The organism is Pseudoalteromonas luteoviolacea NCIMB 1944 (assembly GCF_001625565.1).
Classification (GTDB): Bacteria; Pseudomonadota; Gammaproteobacteria; order Enterobacterales; family Alteromonadaceae; genus Pseudoalteromonas; species Pseudoalteromonas luteoviolacea_F.
In genome coordinates, this window is the sequence record NZ_AUXS01000022.1 from 89,963 (window position 1) to 110,223 (window position 20,261).

15 protein-coding genes are annotated in these 20,261 nt (G+C 43.1%); 4 read left to right on the top strand and 11 right to left on the bottom strand.

The features are described 5' to 3' along the window. Positions 1-9: 9 nt before the first annotated feature. Positions 10-924: an ExeA family protein gene (locus N483_RS08585; protein ID WP_023400804.1), complete on the bottom strand. Its 915-nt coding sequence runs from the start codon at positions 922-924 to the stop codon at positions 10-12. Between the two features lie 172 nt (positions 925-1,096). On the opposite strand from N483_RS08585, the gene N483_RS08590 reads away from it, so the two are divergent. Together N483_RS08590 and N483_RS26905 are read left to right on the top strand one after the other, a co-directional pair. Further along, positions 1,097-2,203, top strand: coding sequence for a tRNA nucleotidyltransferase/poly(A) polymerase (locus N483_RS08590; RefSeq protein ID WP_023400803.1), 1,107 nt, complete (start codon positions 1,097-1,099; stop codon positions 2,201-2,203). Positions 2,204-3,585: 1,382 nt separating this feature from the next. Beyond that, entirely contained in the window at positions 3,586-3,726 is a 141-nt protein-coding gene (locus tag N483_RS26905; RefSeq protein WP_023400802.1) for a hypothetical protein, read from the top strand. Between the two features lie 769 nt (positions 3,727-4,495). Here the strand turns inward: N483_RS26905 and lpdA are convergent. The 6 genes from lpdA to serB form a co-directional block, all read right to left on the bottom strand. Continuing rightward, the gene (gene lpdA, locus N483_RS08595) at positions 4,496-5,920 is read right to left on the bottom strand and encodes a dihydrolipoyl dehydrogenase (RefSeq protein WP_023400801.1); all 1,425 of its coding nucleotides are present in this window, start codon (positions 5,918-5,920) and stop codon (positions 4,496-4,498) included. Positions 5,921-6,138: 218 nt separating this feature from the next. Next, positions 6,139-8,034 (bottom strand): pyruvate dehydrogenase complex dihydrolipoyllysine-residue acetyltransferase, encoded by a 1,896-nt coding sequence (gene aceF, locus N483_RS08600; RefSeq protein ID WP_023400800.1) that lies wholly within the window; start codon positions 8,032-8,034, stop codon positions 6,139-6,141. Between the two features lie 11 nt (positions 8,035-8,045). Beyond that, on the bottom strand, positions 8,046-10,712 hold the full coding sequence (gene aceE / locus N483_RS08605) for a pyruvate dehydrogenase (acetyl-transferring), homodimeric type (protein ID WP_023400799.1): 2,667 nt from the start codon (positions 10,710-10,712) through the stop codon (positions 8,046-8,048). A 102-nt stretch (positions 10,713-10,814) separates the two neighbouring features. Further along, positions 10,815-11,564 (bottom strand): pyruvate dehydrogenase complex transcriptional repressor PdhR, encoded by a 750-nt coding sequence (gene pdhR, locus N483_RS08610; protein ID WP_036976862.1) that lies wholly within the window; start codon positions 11,562-11,564, stop codon positions 10,815-10,817. Between the two features lie 434 nt (positions 11,565-11,998). Beyond that, on the bottom strand, positions 11,999-12,142 hold the full coding sequence (locus N483_RS26910) for a hypothetical protein (protein ID WP_023400797.1): 144 nt from the start codon (positions 12,140-12,142) through the stop codon (positions 11,999-12,001). 129 nt (positions 12,143-12,271) lie between these two features. Then, entirely contained in the window at positions 12,272-13,303 is a 1,032-nt protein-coding gene (gene serB / locus N483_RS08615; protein WP_036976877.1) for a phosphoserine phosphatase SerB, read from the bottom strand. Between the two features lie 79 nt (positions 13,304-13,382). Between serB and N483_RS08620 the strand changes: the two genes are divergently transcribed. After that, positions 13,383-14,030, top strand: coding sequence for an AhpA/YtjB family protein (locus tag N483_RS08620; RefSeq protein WP_023400795.1), 648 nt, complete (start codon positions 13,383-13,385; stop codon positions 14,028-14,030). A 55-nt stretch (positions 14,031-14,085) separates the two neighbouring features. On the opposite strand, the gene N483_RS08625 is transcribed toward N483_RS08620, so the two are convergent. From N483_RS08625 to prfC, 4 genes are all read right to left on the bottom strand, one after another. Next, a complete protein-coding gene (locus tag N483_RS08625; RefSeq protein ID WP_023400794.1) occupies positions 14,086-14,850 on the bottom strand; it encodes a TatD family hydrolase in 765 nt (254 codons plus the stop codon). Continuing rightward, complete coding sequence (gene pdxH / locus N483_RS08630) at positions 14,851-15,492, bottom strand: pyridoxamine 5'-phosphate oxidase (protein WP_023400793.1); 642 nt, start codon at positions 15,490-15,492, stop codon at positions 14,851-14,853. It abuts the gene before it with no gap. 101 nt (positions 15,493-15,593) lie between these two features. Beyond that, positions 15,594-17,336 carry an arginine--tRNA ligase gene (gene argS / locus N483_RS08635; protein ID WP_023400792.1) on the bottom strand — a complete coding sequence of 581 codons (1,743 nt, stop codon included), beginning with the start codon at positions 17,334-17,336 and terminating at the stop codon, positions 15,594-15,596. A gap of 63 nt (positions 17,337-17,399) precedes the next feature. Further along, positions 17,400-18,989, bottom strand: coding sequence for a peptide chain release factor 3 (prfC, locus tag N483_RS08640; protein ID WP_023400791.1), 1,590 nt, complete (start codon positions 18,987-18,989; stop codon positions 17,400-17,402). 319 nt (positions 18,990-19,308) lie between these two features. Here prfC and N483_RS08645 point away from each other — a divergent pair, with 319 nt between their 5' ends. Then, the gene (locus N483_RS08645) at positions 19,309-20,046 is read left to right on the top strand and encodes a thioesterase II family protein (protein ID WP_023400790.1); all 738 of its coding nucleotides are present in this window, start codon (positions 19,309-19,311) and stop codon (positions 20,044-20,046) included. Positions 20,047-20,261 lie beyond the last annotated feature (215 nt).

Here is a 20,261-nt window from a genome sequence, read left to right on the forward strand (position 1 = left end):
GACACACCATTAAAATAAATATGAAAGACCAAAACCGCATGCAAACATGGCGGCCACCCAACCTGAAATTAATACAGGTACATTGAGCTTTTTGGTTTGTTGTTCTGGGATCAAATTCAGTGGCAAGGCTTCTTTTGCCGCCTGCTCTGCAATTTCTTTGCTGATCTCTTGCTGCTGGGCTGAATACGCACCTAGCAGACAGCGATCAGCCAGTAAGTTAATAAGCCTAGGGATCCCAGCTGTAACTTGGTGGATATAAGCTATCGACTCATTACTAAATAAATGGTTTTGACATCCCGCTTTATTCAGCCTGTGTTTGATATATGAAAATACTTGCGATTCCGTCAATGGTAATAAGTGATACCGTGCGGTGATGCGCTGTGCCAGCTGGCGCAACTCATTGCGCTGCAATAGTTGTTGCAGCTCAGGCTGCCCGACAAGCACTATTTGGAGTAATTTTTTATGATCCGTTTCTAAGTTGGTGAGCAAGCGAAGCTGCTCTAGCACTTCTGCCGCAAGATGCTGTGCTTCATCTATGATCAGCATGGTGTGGCCACCTTGCTCATGATTATCCAGCAACCTTTTTTTAATCACGTCAGTTAACGATTTAAGTGTTGCGTCTTTTGCATCATATTCTATATGTAGCTCGTCACAAATGCTCGCTAACAATTCCATTTCTGATAATGCTGGATTTAAGACAAACGCGACCTGAGTGGATTCGGGTAATTGCGCTAACATGCTGCGGGTCACCGTGGTTTTTCCAGTGCCCACTTCCCCTGTTAGTAATACAAAGCCACCGGCATCGCCAAGTCCATAGGTTAAATGTGCCAACGCTTCTTTGTGGCGATCACTTAAAAATAGAAACTCAGGATTCGGCGCAATTGAAAACGGTTTCTCCGTTAAACCAAAATAGCGTAAATACACGATCTGTCTCTTTATTGTTAGAATGCTGCCTATAATGGCAAAAAATCACTTTAAGTTAAAACATTGTTTGCTTAATCGTCCCTGAATTTTTCACAAATTTAGGAACAAACATTTTAAACTCAAGGTGATAGTGCCATAGTAAAGAATGAATTAATGAAGTATTAGGATGACTATGAAGGTGTATTTGGTCGGTGGTGCCGTCAGAGATAAATTACTCGGCAGGCCTATATTAGAGCGAGACTACGTCGTGGTAGGTGCAACAATCCGGGATATGCTAAAACTTGGCTACCAACAAGTTGGCAAAGATTTCCCGGTATTTTTACACCCAGACAGTAAAGATGAACACGCCTTGGCACGCACCGAGCGCAAACAAGGTCAGGGTTATACCGGTTTTATTTGCGACTTTGCACCGACCATTACATTAGAAGATGATCTGATCCGCCGCGACCTCACAGTGAATGCCATTGCACAAGATGATCAAGGTAACTTGATCGATCCCTACCATGGCAAAGTCGATCTCGACAAAAAGATCCTGCGTCATGTCAGTGATGCCTTTAGTGAAGATCCTCTTAGGATTTTGCGCGTGGCAAGATTTGCTGCACGTTATCACTATTTAGGTTTTACCATTGCCGATGAAACCATGACATTGATGAGTAATATGGTTCAAGCGGGTGAGCTTAAAACCCTCACCAAAGAACGCGTATGGATGGAAATTGAAAAGTCACTCAAAGATGGCGCAATCCACATATTCGCCAATGTCCTCAAGGATCTAGATGCGCTACCGTTTGTCACACCTTGGCAAACTAAATGGGATCAAAATACCGCAAGTATATTGTCAGATCAGCTTAAACGCTTAGATCCGATTAATGACACCTATTTAAGATCTGCGTTTAGCCTTTGGCAATATCAAGCAGATCTGAGCGAATACAATCTCGAGCAAGTTCATAAGATACCAAAAATCTATGCCGACAGCTTGCGTGACTTGCAAGCGAATTTACCATTGCTGCAATCAAGTGATTGGCAAGCAGACACGGTCATGACCATTCTAAATCAACTAGACGCATGGCGTCGTCCAGAGCGCTTAAGTGTATTTATCAGCACTGCACGCGTCATTGATGATAACTGCGCAGCCAAAACCATTGAACTTAACAAAGCATATAAAGCGGCCAGTAATGTCAAAGCACAGGAAGTCATCGAATTAGGTGCCAAAGGGCCTGCGATAAAAGCAGAAATGGATAAGTTAAAGTTGAAACGAATTGAAGCTATTTTGACTATATAAATACCTAGTAGCCTGGACTGGTTTCCATGAAACCAGTCCTAATTAGCTGACTTCTCTATAAATCATGGTCCAAACAACATAAAATATGTCTATTTAGAACTCTTATCAATCTTTATGAGAATAACAACTAGTCCTGAACTTGAAAAATAAATATAGTAGTGAAAATTAAAACTAAAAAAATAAAACACTTTTTTATAAAAACAGTAACCGATTATCGCTATCTAGAATATATAGCAGAACTTTCTTGGCTGAGACACTTTATTCAATTATAGATTAAGCTAGTTAAGACAACACTCTCCATTTAAACTGAACAAACCTACACTTAAGATTACTCCCAACCAATCAATAATATTACGCCAGATGCACTTCACTTAAGGTTTTTTAACTGAAAAAGTTAAATAGGAAAGAAAGCACATTACGGTTGAAGGAAAAATACAAAGTGTTCTTAGAGTCATCCTAATAGGCTCTCAACTACCTTCATAATAATCCCATTTATATCAAAAGTCAGTTCGGCTATGAGGCAATGAAAAATATAAAAAAGTCGAGTGATACTACGGCTACATCGGGCCTATTGGAAATAATCGACTTTAGAGTCCACTTAGTGACATTAGATGCTATCGCGTGCCAGACAAATGTAGCCGATAAAAACACTCCTCATCTATCGGTCAAAAAATTGTTATTTCAAAAACAGCCATAACCGAGACTCTGAACATACGTATACGAAGTAGCCACATAGAATACAGAATGACGATATATGTGAGACCACTCCAAAGAAACTCTGTGAAAAAGAATAGTTGGTTATTTTCGTTCTAGCAGTTAATTATCACATAGAAAATACTAAATAACTGATAGATACACGCTACGACACAAGCTCAGTTTATATATCTGCAAAAGAATAAGTAGAACATGTAAGAAGTCAATGGGCAGTGGAATATCTGTTATATTGAACACTTGATACAAAATTTCGCGAAGACAACAGCTCCATAAAAAGAACTCGCAGAAAGCTCCTATATATTCAGATAGGCATAGGTAAATCCATGAAAGCGGCTTATGGCAGCGATAGGTACAATTTATATTAATCAAGTAAACACAATAAAAACCACGACTTCATTTTAAATATTCCACCCTTAAAACAGTCATATACCGCACACAAGGGGTTATTTTTTACAACCCAAGATTACAACTGATAGCGCAATTATTCTACCACTTTTTATAAACATGAATGGTTCACTTATTACCCTCACCGACTAAAATAAAACCTTAAAACCAGCATAAAATAAAAATATTCATAACCAAATAAAACCATTGACACAACAAACAAAAAAAACTATCTTCAAAACGACCACAAACTTGGTTTAATTAACATTAAAAGGACAATTAAAATGAAATTAAAATTAACTAAAAATAAAATCAAAGAGCTTTCTAATAATAAGAACTTAAGTAAAGAGCAAACTCATGCAGTTGCAGGTGCCAGTGGCACAATTGGCGAAACCAATCTTGAAACGCCTTGCAGACGTTATTAATAATAAAGATATAATTCTATATTATTAATTATTTAGTGGCTAACAACAAATTAGCCACTAACAATTTAACTTATAAAAGTTTAAAAAATATCAATAACAATTATAGAAGTCGCAATAGATAAATATAAAAAATTATATGTTCTATTCATAAGAAGCCTCAAATATTGATACTTCTTATTCCTATCTTGAACATATCTTTACTATTTATAATTTCTTATTTTTCAAATAATTAATCCCTCTAAGATCGCCTTCTTCACCAACAATAACTGTCGTCCTCAATGAACAGGTCATCGCAAGCACATCAACACAAACAGTTACGTATCTGGCTTAATCGAAACTGTATGTGAACCCGTATAGCAATGGAGGTGTGGGATAAAAATTAAGAGTTCGTGTACGGCCCATACTCAAGTGAAAAACCATGGTGCTAAGATCCCACCGAAAAACTCAACACGATAGTCTAGCTGCCTGAACAACCGTAGATGTCTAATACATTAACTCGCTGAACTGCTATCGGTTGATGGCTATTTAGACTTCTGAACAACACGTTTAAACTGCTGGATTGTGAACTCCAAAGCTCAGGAAGAAGAGATTATTTATCTACAATAAAAGAGATAAAGGTTTTTATGTCAACCTAATGCCGTAAAGAACAATGCTCGCGGCTGTGCTGGAGTGAGCTGAATAAATGTATAACATCGATACACACATATTAAAAAACCCGGCAATAGCCGGGTTTTTAGTAGCAATACTGCTAAATCAGTGAGAAGCTCAATTACTTCTTCTTAACTGCTTTTTTGTTTGGAAGGTCAGTGATTGAACCTTCGAAGATTTCAGCAGCTAGACCGATTGACTCGTTCAGTGTTGGGTGAGCGTGGATAGTTAGTGCTACGTCTTCTGCATCTGCACCCATCTCTACCGCTAGGCCGATCTCACCAAGCATTTCGCCTGCATTGATACCAACCATTGCACCACCGATAACACGGCCTGACTCTTTATCAAAGATAAGCTTAGTTTGACCTTCAGTACGTGCTGAAGCGATTGCACGACCAGAAGCTGCCCATGGGAATACCGCAGTTTCGATCTTAAGACCTTGCTCTTTCGCTTCTTTCTCAGTTACACCAACCCATGCAATTTCTGGATCTGTGTAAGCGATTGAAGGAATACACTTAGGATCGAAGTAGTGCTTCTTACCAGAGATAACTTCTGCAGCAACGTGTGCTTCGTGTACCGCTTTGTGCGCAAGCATAGGCTGACCAACGATGTCACCAATCGCAAAGATGTGATCAACGTTTGTCTTCATTTGCTTGTCAGTGTTGATGAAGCCACGCTCGTCAACAGCAACGCCCGCTTTGTCAGCGTCAAGTAGCTTACCGTTTGGTGTACGACCAACAGCAACCAATACTTTGTCGTAACGTACTTGGCCTTCAGGTGCTTGCTTACCTTCGAATGAAACGTAGATACCGTCTTCTTTCGCTTCAACCGCAACTACTTTAGTAGAAAGCATCACGTTGAACTTGTTCTTAACGTACTTCTGGTAAACCTTGATGATGTCTTTGTCAGCAGCAGGTACTAGCTGATCAGCAAATTCAACAACGTCGATGTCTGAACCTAGTGCACGGTAAACAGTACCCATCTCAAGACCGATGATACCACCACCTAGTACAAGTAGTTTGCCAGGGACGTCTTTAAGCTCAAGTGCACCTGTTGAATCAATGATACGCTCATCTTGTGGGATGAACGGAAGGCTTACTGGTTGTGAACCTGCTGCGATGATTGCATTGTCAAACGTCACTGTCTTAGTGCCGTCAGCGCCTTCAACTGCGATAGTGTTAGAACCTGTGAATTTACCGTAACCGTTAACTACGTTAACTTTACGCATTTTAGACATACCAGCTAGGCCGCCAGTAAGTTGACCGATTACAGACTCTTTCCAAGTACGGATTTTATCTAAATCGATTTGTGGAGCACCGAAAGTTACACCGTGAGAAGCCATTTCAGCTGCATCGTCGATAACCTTAGCGACGTGAAGAAGTGCTTTTGAAGGAATACAACCTACGTTCAAGCAAACACCACCTAGGGTATCGCGAGATTCAATCAATGTAACATCTAAACCTAGGTCTGCTGCACGGAATGCTGCAGAGTAACCACCAGGACCACCGCCTAGTACAACAACTTGAGTTTTGATTTCGTTGCTCATGTTATTACCTTAACTATTATTCGAACGGGACTCTACTCAACTGAGTATCCGCACCCAATTTGCCTGCCGGTCGCCAAATTAGGGCAAATCCAACAGAGAGAGTTTTTTGTGCGCGAAAGTGTATCATTCGCACTCACTAATGTCCCGTCCAATTATCAGACAGGACACTAAAAATACAACAAAACCGCACAACTTAGGTTGGGCGGTTTTGATTCATCTTACATCACTAGCTGACGAATATCGCTCAGGTAGTTTGCAAGTGTCACAGTAAAGCGTGCTGCAAGCGCCCCGTCAATTACACGGTGGTCGTATGAACAGCTTAGCGGCACCATTAAGCGCGGCTCAAACTCTTTACCATTCCATTTCGGCTTCATCTCAGACTTAGATACACCTAAGATAGCCACTTCTGGCGCATTCACGATTGGCGTGAATGACGTACCACCGATACCACCAAGGCTCGAGATTGTGAAACAACCGCCTTGCATGTCAGCAGCAGTCAGCTTACCGTCACGTGCTTTCTTAGACACTTCCATCAGTTCACGAGAAAGTTCGATGATGCCTTTTTTGTTCACGTCTTTGAATACCGGAACAACCAAGCCATTTGGCGTATCAACCGCCACACCGATGTTCACGTATTTCTTCAGAATTAGGCTCTCACCGTCTTCTGATAGTGAAGAGTTAAACGTTGGGAACTCTTCAAGTGCTTTTGCAGCTGCTTTCATCACGAAGACCAATGGCGTGATTTTCACACCCATTTTCTTCTTCTCAGCCAGCACATTTTGCTCTTTACGGAACGCTTCTAGTGTCGTGATGTCTGCTTCGTCAAACTGTGTAACGTGCGGGATTTGTACCCAGTTACGGTGTAGATTTGCACCAGAGATCTTTTGAATACGAGATAGCTTCTTCTCTTCAACTTCACCAAACTTGCTGAAGTCTACTTTCGGCCAAGGAATTAGACCAAGCTCGCCACCACCTGTGTTGCCACCTTTAGGCAGCTGACCAGATTCAACTTGCTTAACTAGCTCTTTCACATAGTTTTGAACGTCTTCTTTAACAACACGGTTCTTACGGCCGGTCGCTTTAACGCGCGCTAGGTTCACACCAAACTCACGTGCTAGACGGCGTACAACAGGTGATGCGTGTGCGTACTGATCGTTCGCAACAAATTCATCTTTTTGCGCTGAGGCAGGTGCGGCTGCCGGAGCAGGTTTTGCAGCAGGAGCTGCTGGTGCCGTCGCTGGCGCAGCTGGTGTTGAAACTGGCGCCGCAGCAGGTGCGCTGCCCGCAGTTTCAAATACGAAGATTAAAGAGCCTGTCGATACTTTATCGCCAGCATTTACTTTGATCTCTTTCACAGTGCCTGCAAACGGTGCAGGTACTTCCATAGAAGCCTTATCGCCTTCTACAGTGATAAGAGATTGCTCTTCTTCGATTGAATCACCTACTGATACCATGATTTCAGTAACTTCAACTTCATCACCGCCGATATCAGGTACGTGTACTTCTTTCGCTTCTGCTACCGCAGCAGGTGCCGCTGCCGGCGCTGGTGCTGCTTCAACAGGCGCTGCTGCTGGCGCGCTGCCTGCAACTTCAAATACGAATACCAAAGAACCTGTTGACACTTTACCGCCAACTTCCACTTTGATTTCTTTCACAGTACCAGCAAATGGTGCCGGTACTTCCATAGAAGCCTTATCGCCTTCTACGTTTAAGATTGATTGGTCAGCTTCAACGGCTTCGCCCACTGCAACCATGATCTCAGTGACTTCAACTTCGTCGCCACCGATATCAGGCACGTGCACTTCTTTAAGCTCTGCAGCCGCAGGTGCCGGCGCTGCAGCAGGAGCCGCAGGCGCTTGTGCCGCAGCTGGTGCTTCTGCACCGGCTGCGTCAAAAATCATAATCAAAGAGCCTGTTGAAACTTTATCGCCTTCAACAACTTTGATTTCTTTTACAGTACCAGCAGCAGCTGCCGGTACTTCCATTGAAGCCTTATCGCCTTCAACTGTGATCAATGACTGATCCACTTCAACCGTGTCACCGACGCTTACTAGGAGCTCGGTTACTTCAACCTCATCGGCACCAATATCTGGAACATGAATTTCAATTGACATGTTTTTGCCTCTTATGCGTAAAGTGGGTTAGCTTTTGTTGTGTCGATATCAAATTTCTTGATAGCGTCAGCAACAACTGATTTTTCAACCTTGCCCTGTTGAGCAAGTTCGTTAAGTGCAGCAACAACCACATAACCTGCGTTCACTTCGAAGTGACGACGTAGGTTTTCACGGCTGTCTGAACGACCGTAACCGTCAGTACCTAGTACTTTATATGAACTACTTGGCATGAATGCACGTACTTGATCTGCATAGTTCTTCATGTAGTCAGTCGCGGCAATTGCTGGAGATTCGCCCAGTACAGTTGCAATGTAAGGTACTTTTGCATCGGCTTCTGGGTTAAGCATGTTGAAACGCTCAGCGTCTTGGCCGTCACGAGCAAGCTCATTGAATGACGTTACAGAGAATACATCTGAACCAATGCCGTATTCTTCGCTTAGGATTGCACCCGCTTTACGTACTTCGTTCAAGATTGTGCCTGAACCCATAAGTTGTACGTGTGCTTTCTCACCTGCGTTTGACTCAAGCTTGTAGATACCTTTACGGATACCTTCTTCAGCGCCTTCAGGCATTGCTGGCTGGTGATAGTTTTCGTTCATCAGCGTTAGGTAGTAGAACACGTTTTCTTGCTCTGGACCGTACATACGACGGATACCATCTTGCAAGATAACCGCAACTTCAAATACGAACGTTGGGTCGTAAGAAATACAGTTAGGAATAGTACCCGCTTGAATGTGCGAGTGACCATCTTCGTGCTGTAGACCTTCACCGTTTAGCGTTGTACGACCTGCTGTAGCCCCTAATAGGAAACCACGTGCTTGTTGGTCACCCGCCATCCACGCCATGTCGCCAACACGTTGGAAACCGAACATAGAGTAGTAGATGTAGAATGGGATCATCGGTAAGTCATTGGTGCTGTATGAAGTTGCAGCAGCAACCCATGAAGACATTGCACCAAGCTCGTTGATACCTTCTTGTAGTACCTGACCAGACGTTGCTTCTTTATAGTAAGAAACGATGTCGCGATCCTGAGGCGTGTAGTTCTGACCGTGTGGGTTATAAATACCAATTTGACGGAATAGACCTTCCATACCGAAAGTACGCGCTTCATCAGCAATGATAGGTACGATGTTTTTACCAACACCCTTGTCTTTCAACAAGATATTTAGTGCACGTACATAACCCATTGTGGTTGAGATATCACGCTTTTGTTCTTCAAGTAGCGGTTTGAACTGCTCAAGTTTAGGTAGCTCAAGTGCTTGTGTGAAGTTAGGTAGACGCTGTGGCGTGTAACCGTGTAGCGCTTTACGACGTGAGTGCAGGTATTCGTACTCTGCCGACCCTTCTTTAAGCGTTAGGTACGGTAAGTTTGCAATTTCTTCGTCAGAAACCAGATCTTCTAGACCTAGACGTGAGCGTAAGTGCTCAACACTAGACATATCCATTTTCTTAACTTGGTGTGCAATATTCTTACCTTCAGCCGCTTCACCCATGCCGTAACCTTTAACAGTCTTAGCTAGGATTACCGTTGGACGACCCTTTTCATCTTGCGCCGCTTTAAATGCAGCGAAAAGTTTTGAAGGCTCATGACCACCACGTTTAAGTGCGAAGATCTCTTCGTCAGTCATGTCTGCAACCAATGCTGCAGTCTCAGGGTAGCGACCGAAGAAGTGCTCACGTACATACGCGCCATCTTTGGCTTTATATGTCTGGTAATCACCGTCGATTGTTTCGTTCATCAGCTGAAGAAGCTTGCCCGTTGTGTCTTTGGCAAGTAGCGTATCCCAACCAGAGCCCCAAACCACTTTGATCACGTTCCAACCAGCACCTTTGAATAGGCCTTCAAGTTCTTGAATGATCTTACCGTTACCCATTACTGGGCCGTCAAGACGCTGTAGGTTACAGTTGATCAGGTAACATAGGTTATCTAGCTTCTCACGCGCAGCGAAAGAAATTGCACCGCGTGATTCTGGCTCATCCATCTCACCATCACCTAGGAACGCATAAACGCGCTGATCGTTGGTCTCTTTCAGACCTCGACCTTCTAGGTACTTAAGGAAACGAGCTTGATAGATTGATGCGATTGGACCCAGACCCATAGATACTGTTGGGAACTGCCAGAACTCAGGCATCAATTTAGGGTGTGGGTATGAAGAAATACCTTTACCGTCTACTTCTTGACGGAAGTTGTCTAACTGCTCTTCAGTTAAACGACCTTCTAAGAATGCACGCGCGTAGATGCCAGGTGAAATATGACCTTGGTAATAAACTAAATCACCACCATCCTTCTCGTTTGGTGCACGGAAGAAGTGGTTGAAACACATTTCATAAAATGCTGCTGAAGACTGGTAAGACGCCATGTGGCCGCCTAACTCTAGGTCTTTTTTAGACGCACGAAGTACGATCATGATCGCATTCCAACGTACGATAGAGCGGATACGGCGTTCAATCGTGGTATCACCTGGGTAAGCTGGTTCTTGGTCAGCCGGAATGGTATTCACATAGTTCGTAGTGATACCAGTTGGCATATCCACACCATCTAGGCGGGCTTGCTCTAGCACTTGCTCAAGTAAGAATTGCGCGCGTTCTACGCCTTCTTCTTTTACAACTGACTCAAGCGCTTGTAACCACTCTTGGGTTTCTAACGCGTCAACGTCAAACTTATTGACTTCAGACATATGGAGTGTTCCTTATGTTTTAAATGCAAATTTATTCAATGCGTCAATGACGCAATCGAGCATAATTGCCCGATTTTGCTTAAAAAGACCGAATTTACCTAACTATTGCTGCTTGGTACGGCGCAGACTTCGCTCAATACGAGAGCGCTCTCTGCCCGCTTCTAGTAATGCTTCTTCGATGAAAGCAAGGTGTGCGTTACTCGCAAGCCTTGCCTTTTCTGGATCCCCTTGGATCACAGCGTCCATCAATACCGCACGGTGCTGCGCAAGCTGCTCGCTTACGTCTGACTTTTGCACCAATACAGTTAAGTTTTGCAATACATTTTGCTCAAGTAATGACTGCATCCCACGCACCAAATGCAGTAACACCACATTATGTGACGCTTCTGCTACAGTGAAATGAAATGCATTGATTGCTTTGGCTTTCAGGGCTAAATCATCCCCGACCTCTGCAATGTTGTCATAACTTTGTTTGACTTTATCCATATCATTGTCGGTGCCTCGAAGTGCCGCGTAATACGCTGCAATTCCTTCAAGAGCATGACGGAATTCAAGTAAGTCAAACTGAGACTCAGGGTGTTTACTGATCAAGTCAAAAAGCGGATCAGTTAAGCCTTCTTCTAGCTGATTTTTGACGTACGTGCCACCACCTTGGCGACGTGTCACTAACCCTTTGGCTTCGAGTTTTTGAATCGCCTCTCGTAACGACGGGCGGGATACTTCAAACTGCTTAGCAAGCTCTCGTTCCGGTGGAAGCTTTTCTCCTGGAAGCAATGATCCTTCTAAAATCATGTTTTCCAGTTGCTCTAAAATCACATCCGAGAGTTTCGCAGCTTTAATTTTCAAAGACATTGATAACACGCCAATTTGGGTTTTATATCCACCAGCTAAAAATAAAGCCCCTACGTTAAACCGTAAGTCTTTAAAACTTAGCAATATTTACTTAATTATTTAGTATATTGAGACCAGTCAGGTAAATTGGTCATACCAAATTTGGACATTAAGTTACCAAAATCAAGCTCGGCTGTCAAAAATACACCTTTTCATCACTTTTAATGTCCTTTTTTTGACATCCATTCAGATTAAACTTTATACAATTAAAATTGATTGCAAAGAAAAATAAAAATGGTCAGACCAGAGTGTCATAGTAGCAAAAGGTGAATAAAAGTGAGTTGGAAAAATAAACAAGAGATAAAGTTGTAAGGATGTGATGAGTTAGACCGAATGGTCGCTGGAAGCAAGGTCTATTTCATAACGAAACACACCGCTTCCAGCTTAAGACTAGCTTACTTAATGACGACGTCGCATGCTTCGATACCACTGCAAACAAAGTCACTTACTCCACCACCAACAGCCTTGGTTTTGTGTGATGCAAGCACTTTATCATCGTTAAGTGCTTTGAGGTTTTTTTTGATAAGTTTAATTTTCATCGTTACTATCCTTTTGTTGTTTTGTTGTTTTGTTGTTTTGTTGTTTTGTTGTTTTGTTGTTATTTTTTCAACCCAAGTATGTGAGTCGCTACCAATTCTATCGATACAAACCCATATTTGGTGTGTACATTATGATTTAATTCCATCAGGCATAGGCACTGTTAGAAAGTACAGTAACTGCAGTAAAGACCCATCACAAATTGCAGCATCCGCTTGCTCCACAACCTTCGGCTTACCATGTACAGCCACCCCTAAATCGGCCGCCGCCATCATTACTAAATCATTGGCACCATCACCAATGGCTAAGGTTTGCCCCGCACCAATATCGTAACGGCTGCGCAAACTCTCTAGTACTTGCGCCTTTTTATCAGCATCAACTACCTCACCAATAACTCGACCAGTTAACTTTTGATCTTCAATTTCTAGAGTATTGGCAAACACATGATCTAACCCCAATCGAACCTGCAATGCCTCTGCAAACCAAGTAAACCCGCCGGAAGCAATTGCCAATCGCCAATCGTGCGACTTTAGTATTTCACATAAAGGTTTAATCCCCGCCATCAAAGGCAGATCTTCTTTAAGTGGGGAAATCAAGCTCAGCTCAATACCCTTTAATTTCGCTACGCGTTTATACAAACTGTCGCTAAATGCCAATTTGCCTGCCATTGCTTCTGCGGTTACCGAGGCCACTTCGTCATATACATCTGCAAGACGGGCTATTTCATCAATACACTCTATTTCAATCGCTGTTGAGTCCATATCCATCACCAACAGCCCAGGTTTAAGTAGTTGAGGCAAACTAGGTAATATTGCCCCTTGACACCCCACTGTCTGAGCCGCTTGCCGGACAGCCGTTTTGGATAATTCATCAAGGTGTTGCAAGCAAACTTCTATTGCGATGCCAATTGGCAGATCATCGTGGGCTTTAAAAGCACACAGACTGATAAACGTTAAGTGCTCTGATGAAAGCATGTCGATAAATTGCACCAACGAGGTACCCGTGACACTAGCGCCAAATAAAACGATGTATTGCGACTTGGCCTCTGTTAACCCACTCTCTTTAGCAGATTGGGCATTTCCAAATTCGTACCACTTTGATAAGGTAAGTTGATTTTCAACAGGGCGGACATCGAATTGGTCGACATCAATGATATTTTGCATTGGCATTGAGCACTCCTAATAACGGTATAGGCTCTTTTTAACATCTAATGAAAATAATGTCAGCCAACAACCTGTAACTATGAAAAATACACAAGCACATGCTTTTTTAAAATCTTCACAAAGTAAACGTTTACTGAGACTCACGATTGCAGCAGGCTGCTTGCTCGCGCTACTGTGGATAGCAACCAATACCAGTTTTCGCTCTCACCAGTTGCTGCATACCAATGCTAATCACACAGGGCAAAGCTTGGTCCAACAATTTGCACTCAATGCCGCTGAGCCACTGTCGCGTATGGACACACCAAGGCTCAGAGCCATGAGCAACCACTTGGCCAGCGATCAGTACGTGCTCTCTGTTGCTGTGTATAACCAAAGTGGTCTATTTCTGATAGGCAACGACGGCATGACCGAGGCGCCTGAATTTAAAGGTTTGCCTGACGGGTTAGCTGGCATCAATCCAAGCAAAGATGCCATCGTTGGAAAGATTGTAGACAACCAACAAACTATCGGCTTTGTCAGCATAGAATATCTTACCGACGCAGCCATGAGTGAAAGTCATAAACACTTCCATCAACTGGGCCGAATCGTACTATTAATGTTGCTTATTGTCGGCGTATTTACTTGGCAAATAGGCCGAGCGCTAACTCGCCGTGATGTCAAAAAGCAAATAAAAAAAGGCGCGCAAGAAGCCAGTTTGATGGAAGATGAGGAAGACAACGAATCATGACTTCCTGTCTGTCATTTTGCACTTATCATATCGAGCTTACCGATTAAAACGAATATCAAATTGAAAAAAGCTCACATGACGACGCGTAAAGTGACAACGCAATTTCTTCTTTAGGTTCACTGCGTAATTGGCATACATGCTTAAAAACATCCATCAACCGCGCTGGCGTATTGATCTGCCCCTGATAGCCAAAAACGGGCATTGATGGCGCATCAGTTTCAATTACAAAGCTAGACAATGGCAATGCACTCACCACATCTCGGGTCTTTTTCGCCCGCGGATAGGTGATAGTACCACCCAGACCAAGTTTAAACCCTAAATTGACATAATATTGAGCTTGTTGCCGAGAACCCGAAAAGGCATGGATCACACCACCAAACTTAGGTTTTGTTTGCTTGAATGATTGCGCAATTAGATGATGGCTTTGGCGATGGTGCACAATCAAGGGCAACTCTAACGTATTAGCCAGTTGGATGTGATCAGTAAAAATTGCCTGTTGTAGGGGCAGATCTGCACATTGACTATCAATACCGCACTCGCCAATGGCCACCAACCTCTCTCTATGGCGTGTTGCCAAATCAGCCAACTGCGCCATTTCTTGGCGGCTATCTGGTGTCAAAAAATATGGGTGTAGACCAAACGCAATATGGCAGCACGAATACACTTGTTGAAAATCTATTAAACGTTTGCACTGTGCCAGAGAAACTCCTGGCACAATCAGCTTTTCGATGCCAAAAGACGCAGCGTCTGCAATTTGCAGAGTGATGTTGTCGGCAAACTCTGCAAAATCTAAATGGCAATGGCTATCGATAAATCGCATTTACGGATTTAGACGTTCAATCGACCAGCTGTCATCTGGTTGTTTTACGTACATGAAACGGTCGTGAAGTCGATGCTCTCCACCTTGCCAGAACTCTATTTTATGAGGCACAACACAATACCCGCCCCAAAAGTCCGGTAGTGGAATATCACCCTTAGCAAACTTACTTTTCATATTTTGGAATGTTTGCATCAAAGCTTGTCGAGACGAAACTGGACGGGATTGTTGAGATGCCCACGCCGCCAGCTGACTCTCTTTAGGGCGAGACAAAAAGTATTTCGCCACAGCAGCGGTACTTAACGGCTGAGCTTCTCCGTATACAATCACTTGTCGCTCAATTGCATGCCATGGAAAGTGCAGAGATATCTTGTTATTGATAGCTAAATCTTGTGCCTTTTTTGAACCCGTGTTGGTAAAAAATACAAAGCCATTTTGATCCAGGTTTTTCAACAACACAATACGCTGTGACGGCTGGCCTTGTGCATCCACCGTTGCCACAACCATGGCAGTTGGATCCGCTGTAAACTTTGCATCAACGGCTTGTTGTAGCCAAATTTCAAACTGTTCAATTGGATTATCTTTAAGCGCTTCTCGACGCAACCCATCCTGCACATACTCTCTGCGGATATCATCTAATTTCATCTTGGCGATTCCTTAGCATATTAAAAAGGTGCTTACTCTCATCAGTAAACAAAAAGCCGCCTAAAGTGGCGGCTTTTACAACATTAACCAATCAATGGAGCTTACATTTGCTCCATTACTTCAATGCCTAATAGGTCTAAGCCTGTGTGTAGTGTTTTTGCCACTAAGTTACATAGTAGCAAACGACTCTCTCTCGTTTGCTCTGCCACATCATCTTTCAAAATCGGGCATGCTTCGTAGAACGACATATATAAACTGGCAAGTTCATATAGGTATCCACACAATACGTGTGGCGTCGCTTCATTGATCATTAGATCAAGGACTTCTTCAAGTTGCAATAACTTAAGAGCCAAAGCCTTTTCTTGTGGCTGTGCAATTATGATCTGACCGTTCAATGAATCGCTATTGACCGCAGCTTTACGGAAAATACTTTTAACACGAGTATATGCATACTGAAGATATGGGGCTGTTGCACCTTCAAAGCTCAGCATGGTGTCCCAATTGAAGATGTAGTCGCTTGTACGATGCTTTGACAGATCAGCATATTTAACTGCACCAATACCTACTTTGCGGGCAATTTCTGCGCGCGCTTCTTCAGAGAGTTCAGAGGCACGCTCCGCCAGTTTGTCTGCTGCACGACTCACGGCTTCATCTAGCAAATCAGCAAGCTTAATCGTACCACCTGTACGTGTCTTGAACGGCTTACCATCGTCACCCATCATAGTACCAAAAAGACTTGGTTCGTAGCTGGTTTTGTCTTTCAAAAACCCGGCTTTACGCGCTGTGATCTCAACTTGATTGAAGTGAAGACCCTGACGTGCATCAACAAAAATCAAGATACGGTCAACGTCAAGCTCATTTGAACGGTAATCGCACGCAGCTAAATCTGTTGTAGAGTATAAGAAGCCACCACCTGATTTTTGTACGATGAATACCGATGGCTCACCATCTTTATTCGCTAATTCATCAAGGAATACTACTTGCGCACCTTGGTCTTCTACCGCAATGCCTTTTTCTTTAAGTAACTCAATAACACCGTTCAAACGATCGTTATAAGCACTTTCCGCTTTGATGTCTTCGCGTCCCAATGTCACATTGAGTTTTTTGTACACTTCTTCAGAGTGCTTCACCGAGGTGTCGATGAATAACTGCCACAATTTTTCACAGTGCGCATCGCCACCTTGTAATTTCACAACATAGTCACGGGCTTTATCAGCAAAACCTTCTTCATCATCAAAGCGTTTTTTCGCATCACGATAAAAGCTTTCTAAATCAGCCAGTGCCACCGCCTCAAGATCAATACCTTGCTCAAGTAAATCTTCAAGGTGTGCGATCAACATACCAAACTGAGTACCCCAGTCACCCATGTGATTTTGACGGATAACTTTATCACCACGGAACTCAAGGGCGCGCACAACGGCATCACCAATGATGGTGGAACGCAGGTGACCAACGTGCATTTCTTTAGCCAGATTTGGCGATGAGTAATCCACAACGACTTTATGTGGGGTCACGTGTTCTGCTACACCAAGCTTTGCATCTTGGTTGGCTGATTCTAAGCTTGATGCTAAGAACTCTGGTTTTAGATGAATATTAATAAAACCAGGGCCTGCAATTTCAGTTTTTGCAGCAACATCGTCGATATCTAAGTTATCAATGATCTTTTGTGCAACTTCACGCGGATTCGTTTTGAGCGCTTTTGCGGCGCCCATTGCACCATTGATTTGGTAATCACCAAATTGCGGGCGAGTAGATTGTGTAACCGCAGGGTTTGTGCCTTCAGGAATGCCCGCAGCTTGCATCGCGGTATTGGCTTTTTCTATTAATAGAGTTTTGATATTCATTTGTTATCCTGTGATCCTTGCCAGCCATCAAGCCAGCAAGGTTAAATTCAATTTAAGCGCTTATTAGTGTTCACGTGTATGATGGAACTTAACATCAGGATAGCGTTCCATTGATAAGTTTAAATTTACACGGCTAGGTGCAATGTAAGTTAAGTTATCACCACCATCAAGGGCCAAATTTGCTTCGCACTTGCGTTTAAACTCAGCCATCTTCTTATCGTCGTCACACGTCACCCAACGGGCTGTTTGTACTGCCACGCTTTCGTAAATTGCATCTACGTTATATTCAGCTTTTAGGCGCGCTACAACCACATCAAACTGAAGCACACCGACCGCACCTACGATTAAACTGTTATTTTGTAGAGGTCTAAATACCTGTACCGCACCTTCTTCTGACAGCTGCACTAAGCCTTTTAATAACTGCTTTTGCTTAAGCGGATCTTTTAAACGAATGCTACGGAATAATTCTGGCGCGAAATTTGGTATACCACTGAATTTCAGCTTCTCACCTTGCGTGAAGGTATCACCGATTTGGATTGTACCGTGGTTATGCAAGCCAATGATGTCACCAGCATATGCCTCTTGAGCACGCTCACGATCACCCGCCATAAAGGTTACCGCGTCGGAGATGCTGACTTTTTTGCCAATACGTACATGGTCCATCTTCATACCTTGAGTATATTTACCCGATACGATACGCATAAAAGCAATACGGTCACGGTGTTTGGGGTCCATATTCGCTTGAATTTTGAATACAAAGCCTGAGAACTTTTCTTCTTCAGCTTTTACTTCACGCTCTTCAGTTTGACGTGGCATTGGCGTTGGCGCCCATTCTGTTAAACCGTCAAGCATATGGTCAACACCAAAGTTACCTAATGCTGTACCAAAGTAAACTGGTGTTAGCTCACCCGATAAAAATAACTCATGATCAAACTCATTTGATGCTCCGATCACCAGCTCTAGCTCTTCACGGAGCTGCTCGGCTAACTCATCACCGATTTCGACATCTAGATCTGGATTGTCTAAGCCCTTAATGATGCGTTTTTCTTGGATAGTATGGCCTTGACCCGTTGCGTATAAAATCGTTTCATCACGATGAATGTGGTACACGCCTTTAAATTCTTTACCGCAGCCGATTGGCCAAGTGATAGGTGCACACATGATATTCAGTTCTGTTTCGACTTCGTCCATCACTTCCATTGGGTCACGGATGTCACGGTCAAGCTTGTTCATGAAAGTCACGATTGGCGTGTCACGTAAGCGAGTAACTTCCATTAATTTACGAGTTCTATCCTCAACACCTTTTGCCGCATCGATTACCATTAGACATGAGTCAACAGCAGTCAGTGTACGGTAAGTATCTTCAGAGAAATCTTCGTGTCCCGGGGTATCTAGTAGGTTTACCAATGCATCATTATACGGGAACTGCATCACCGAGGTTGTTACCGAGATACCACGCTCTTTTTCCATTTCCATCCAGTCAGATTTTGCGTGCTGGTTTGAACCACGACCTTTTACCGTACCGGCTTTTTGTAACGCCTTTCCGAATAAAAGTACTTTCTCTGTTATGGTGGTTTTACCCGCATCCGGGTGAGAAATAATGGCAAAAGTACGGCGAAGCGATACTTCTTGCTGGATACTGTTGTTTGACATTGAAAACTCTACTTTTGGCTTATCTGAGTGTGACTATTAACTGATAACACTCAGCTGTGAACACATATCCGCATATTGTCTCTGATCCTGACTATTTTAACAACTTATCGGCACATAAATTGACGAAAAACTGCGGCATTTCTAACCTTGACCAATCTCATGTTACGTTCCACATATGCCGCCATCAACATTCATTAAGCGATTTTCTGGATATAAAAACTTGGCCTCTTTGATATACCCGCTTGAACGCTGCGGCCCCTATACAATTTTATTTAAATTGTTAGGATAGATATCCATAACCAATAATAAAAAATATTCAATGACTACAAAACTATTTACAACGCCAAAGCCTAACCCTCAGGCAACCACTCGACTTTTCTGCTTTCCTTACGCAGGCGGTGCTCCAAGCATTTTTATACCTTGGTTAGATAAATTACCCGCTCATATTGAAATAGTCCTTGTCCAGTTACCCGGACGCGGTGCCCGGCTCATGGAGCCCCCCCATGACAAAATGCACTTAATTATTGAAGAGCTAATGCAACAAAGCGACTTTATTACTCAAAAGCCATGTGTGTTTTTTGGTCATAGTCTCGGTAGCCGTGTCGCCTATGAACTTGCTTACTCCTTGCAAAAAGCAAACAAAACGCTGCCAGTTAAAATGATAGCCTCAGCTAGTCGAGCACCACATTTAGCCGGCCAGAAACAACCTATTTACCATTTACCTAAGCAAGAGTTCATCAAAAAACTTCGTGAACTCAATGGTACACCACAAGAAATTCTGGCAAATGCCGAACTAATGGATCTGTTTTTACCACTGCTACGCGCTGATTTCGAAATCGCAGATTGTTATCGGGCTGAGCCACACCCTCTCCCACTGCCTATCGATGTCTTTTTTGGTCACGATGACGTTGATATATCACAAGCTCAACTTGATGCGTGGCAGTCGCTGTCAAGCTTGCCAATTCAGCAACACGCTTTTAATGGCGATCACTTTTTTATCAACACACTCAGCGACCAAGTGGTAGCAAAAGTATCTGACATACTAGCCACCATATAGATAAAGCACTTGAATGGGTCATTGCGAGACCCATTCCCCCAGCCAAACCTGTACAATTATCACCCTCCTTTGTAAACTAAAGTTAACCCGCAGTCCTAGACATAGGTACACAATACCAATTACTATAAAACGCTAAATAGTTTGTATTCTCACAATGAAGAAACTCGCTCACTTTGTATTAAAATGATTGCTAGAAGCGTGCGCGAATGACAGCC

Bases quoted from the DNA above. Each gene is read 5' to 3' on its own strand.
- aceE (WP_023400799.1), bottom strand. From the start codon at position 10,712: ATGTCTGAAGTCAATAAGTTTGACGTTGACGCGTTAGAAACCCAAGAG.
- pdhR (WP_036976862.1), bottom strand. From the start codon at position 11,564: ATGTCTTTGAAAATTAAAGCTGCGAAACTCTCGGATGTGATTTTAGAG.
- N483_RS26910 (WP_023400797.1), bottom strand. From the start codon at position 12,142: ATGAAAATTAAACTTATCAAAAAAAACCTCAAAGCACTTAACGATGAT.
- N483_RS08590 (WP_023400803.1), top strand. From the start codon at position 1,097: ATGAAGGTGTATTTGGTCGGTGGTGCCGTCAGAGATAAATTACTCGGC.
- N483_RS08625 (WP_023400794.1), bottom strand. From the start codon at position 14,850: ATGCGATTTATCGATAGCCATTGCCATTTAGATTTTGCAGAGTTTGCC.
- aceF (WP_023400800.1), bottom strand. From the start codon at position 8,034: ATGTCAATTGAAATTCATGTTCCAGATATTGGTGCCGATGAGGTTGAA.
- lpdA (WP_023400801.1), bottom strand. From the start codon at position 5,920: ATGAGCAACGAAATCAAAACTCAAGTTGTTGTACTAGGCGGTGGTCCT.
- argS (WP_023400792.1), bottom strand. From the start codon at position 17,336: ATGAATATCAAAACTCTATTAATAGAAAAAGCCAATACCGCGATGCAA.
- prfC (WP_023400791.1), bottom strand. From the start codon at position 18,989: ATGTCAAACAACAGTATCCAGCAAGAAGTATCGCTTCGCCGTACTTTT.
- N483_RS26905 (WP_023400802.1), top strand. From the start codon at position 3,586: ATGAAATTAAAATTAACTAAAAATAAAATCAAAGAGCTTTCTAATAAT.
- N483_RS08645 (WP_023400790.1), top strand. From the start codon at position 19,309: ATGACTACAAAACTATTTACAACGCCAAAGCCTAACCCTCAGGCAACC.
- serB (WP_036976877.1), bottom strand. From the start codon at position 13,303: ATGCAAAATATCATTGATGTCGACCAATTCGATGTCCGCCCTGTTGAA.
- N483_RS08620 (WP_023400795.1), top strand. From the start codon at position 13,383: ATGAAAAATACACAAGCACATGCTTTTTTAAAATCTTCACAAAGTAAA.
- pdxH (WP_023400793.1), bottom strand. From the start codon at position 15,492: ATGAAATTAGATGATATCCGCAGAGAGTATGTGCAGGATGGGTTGCGT.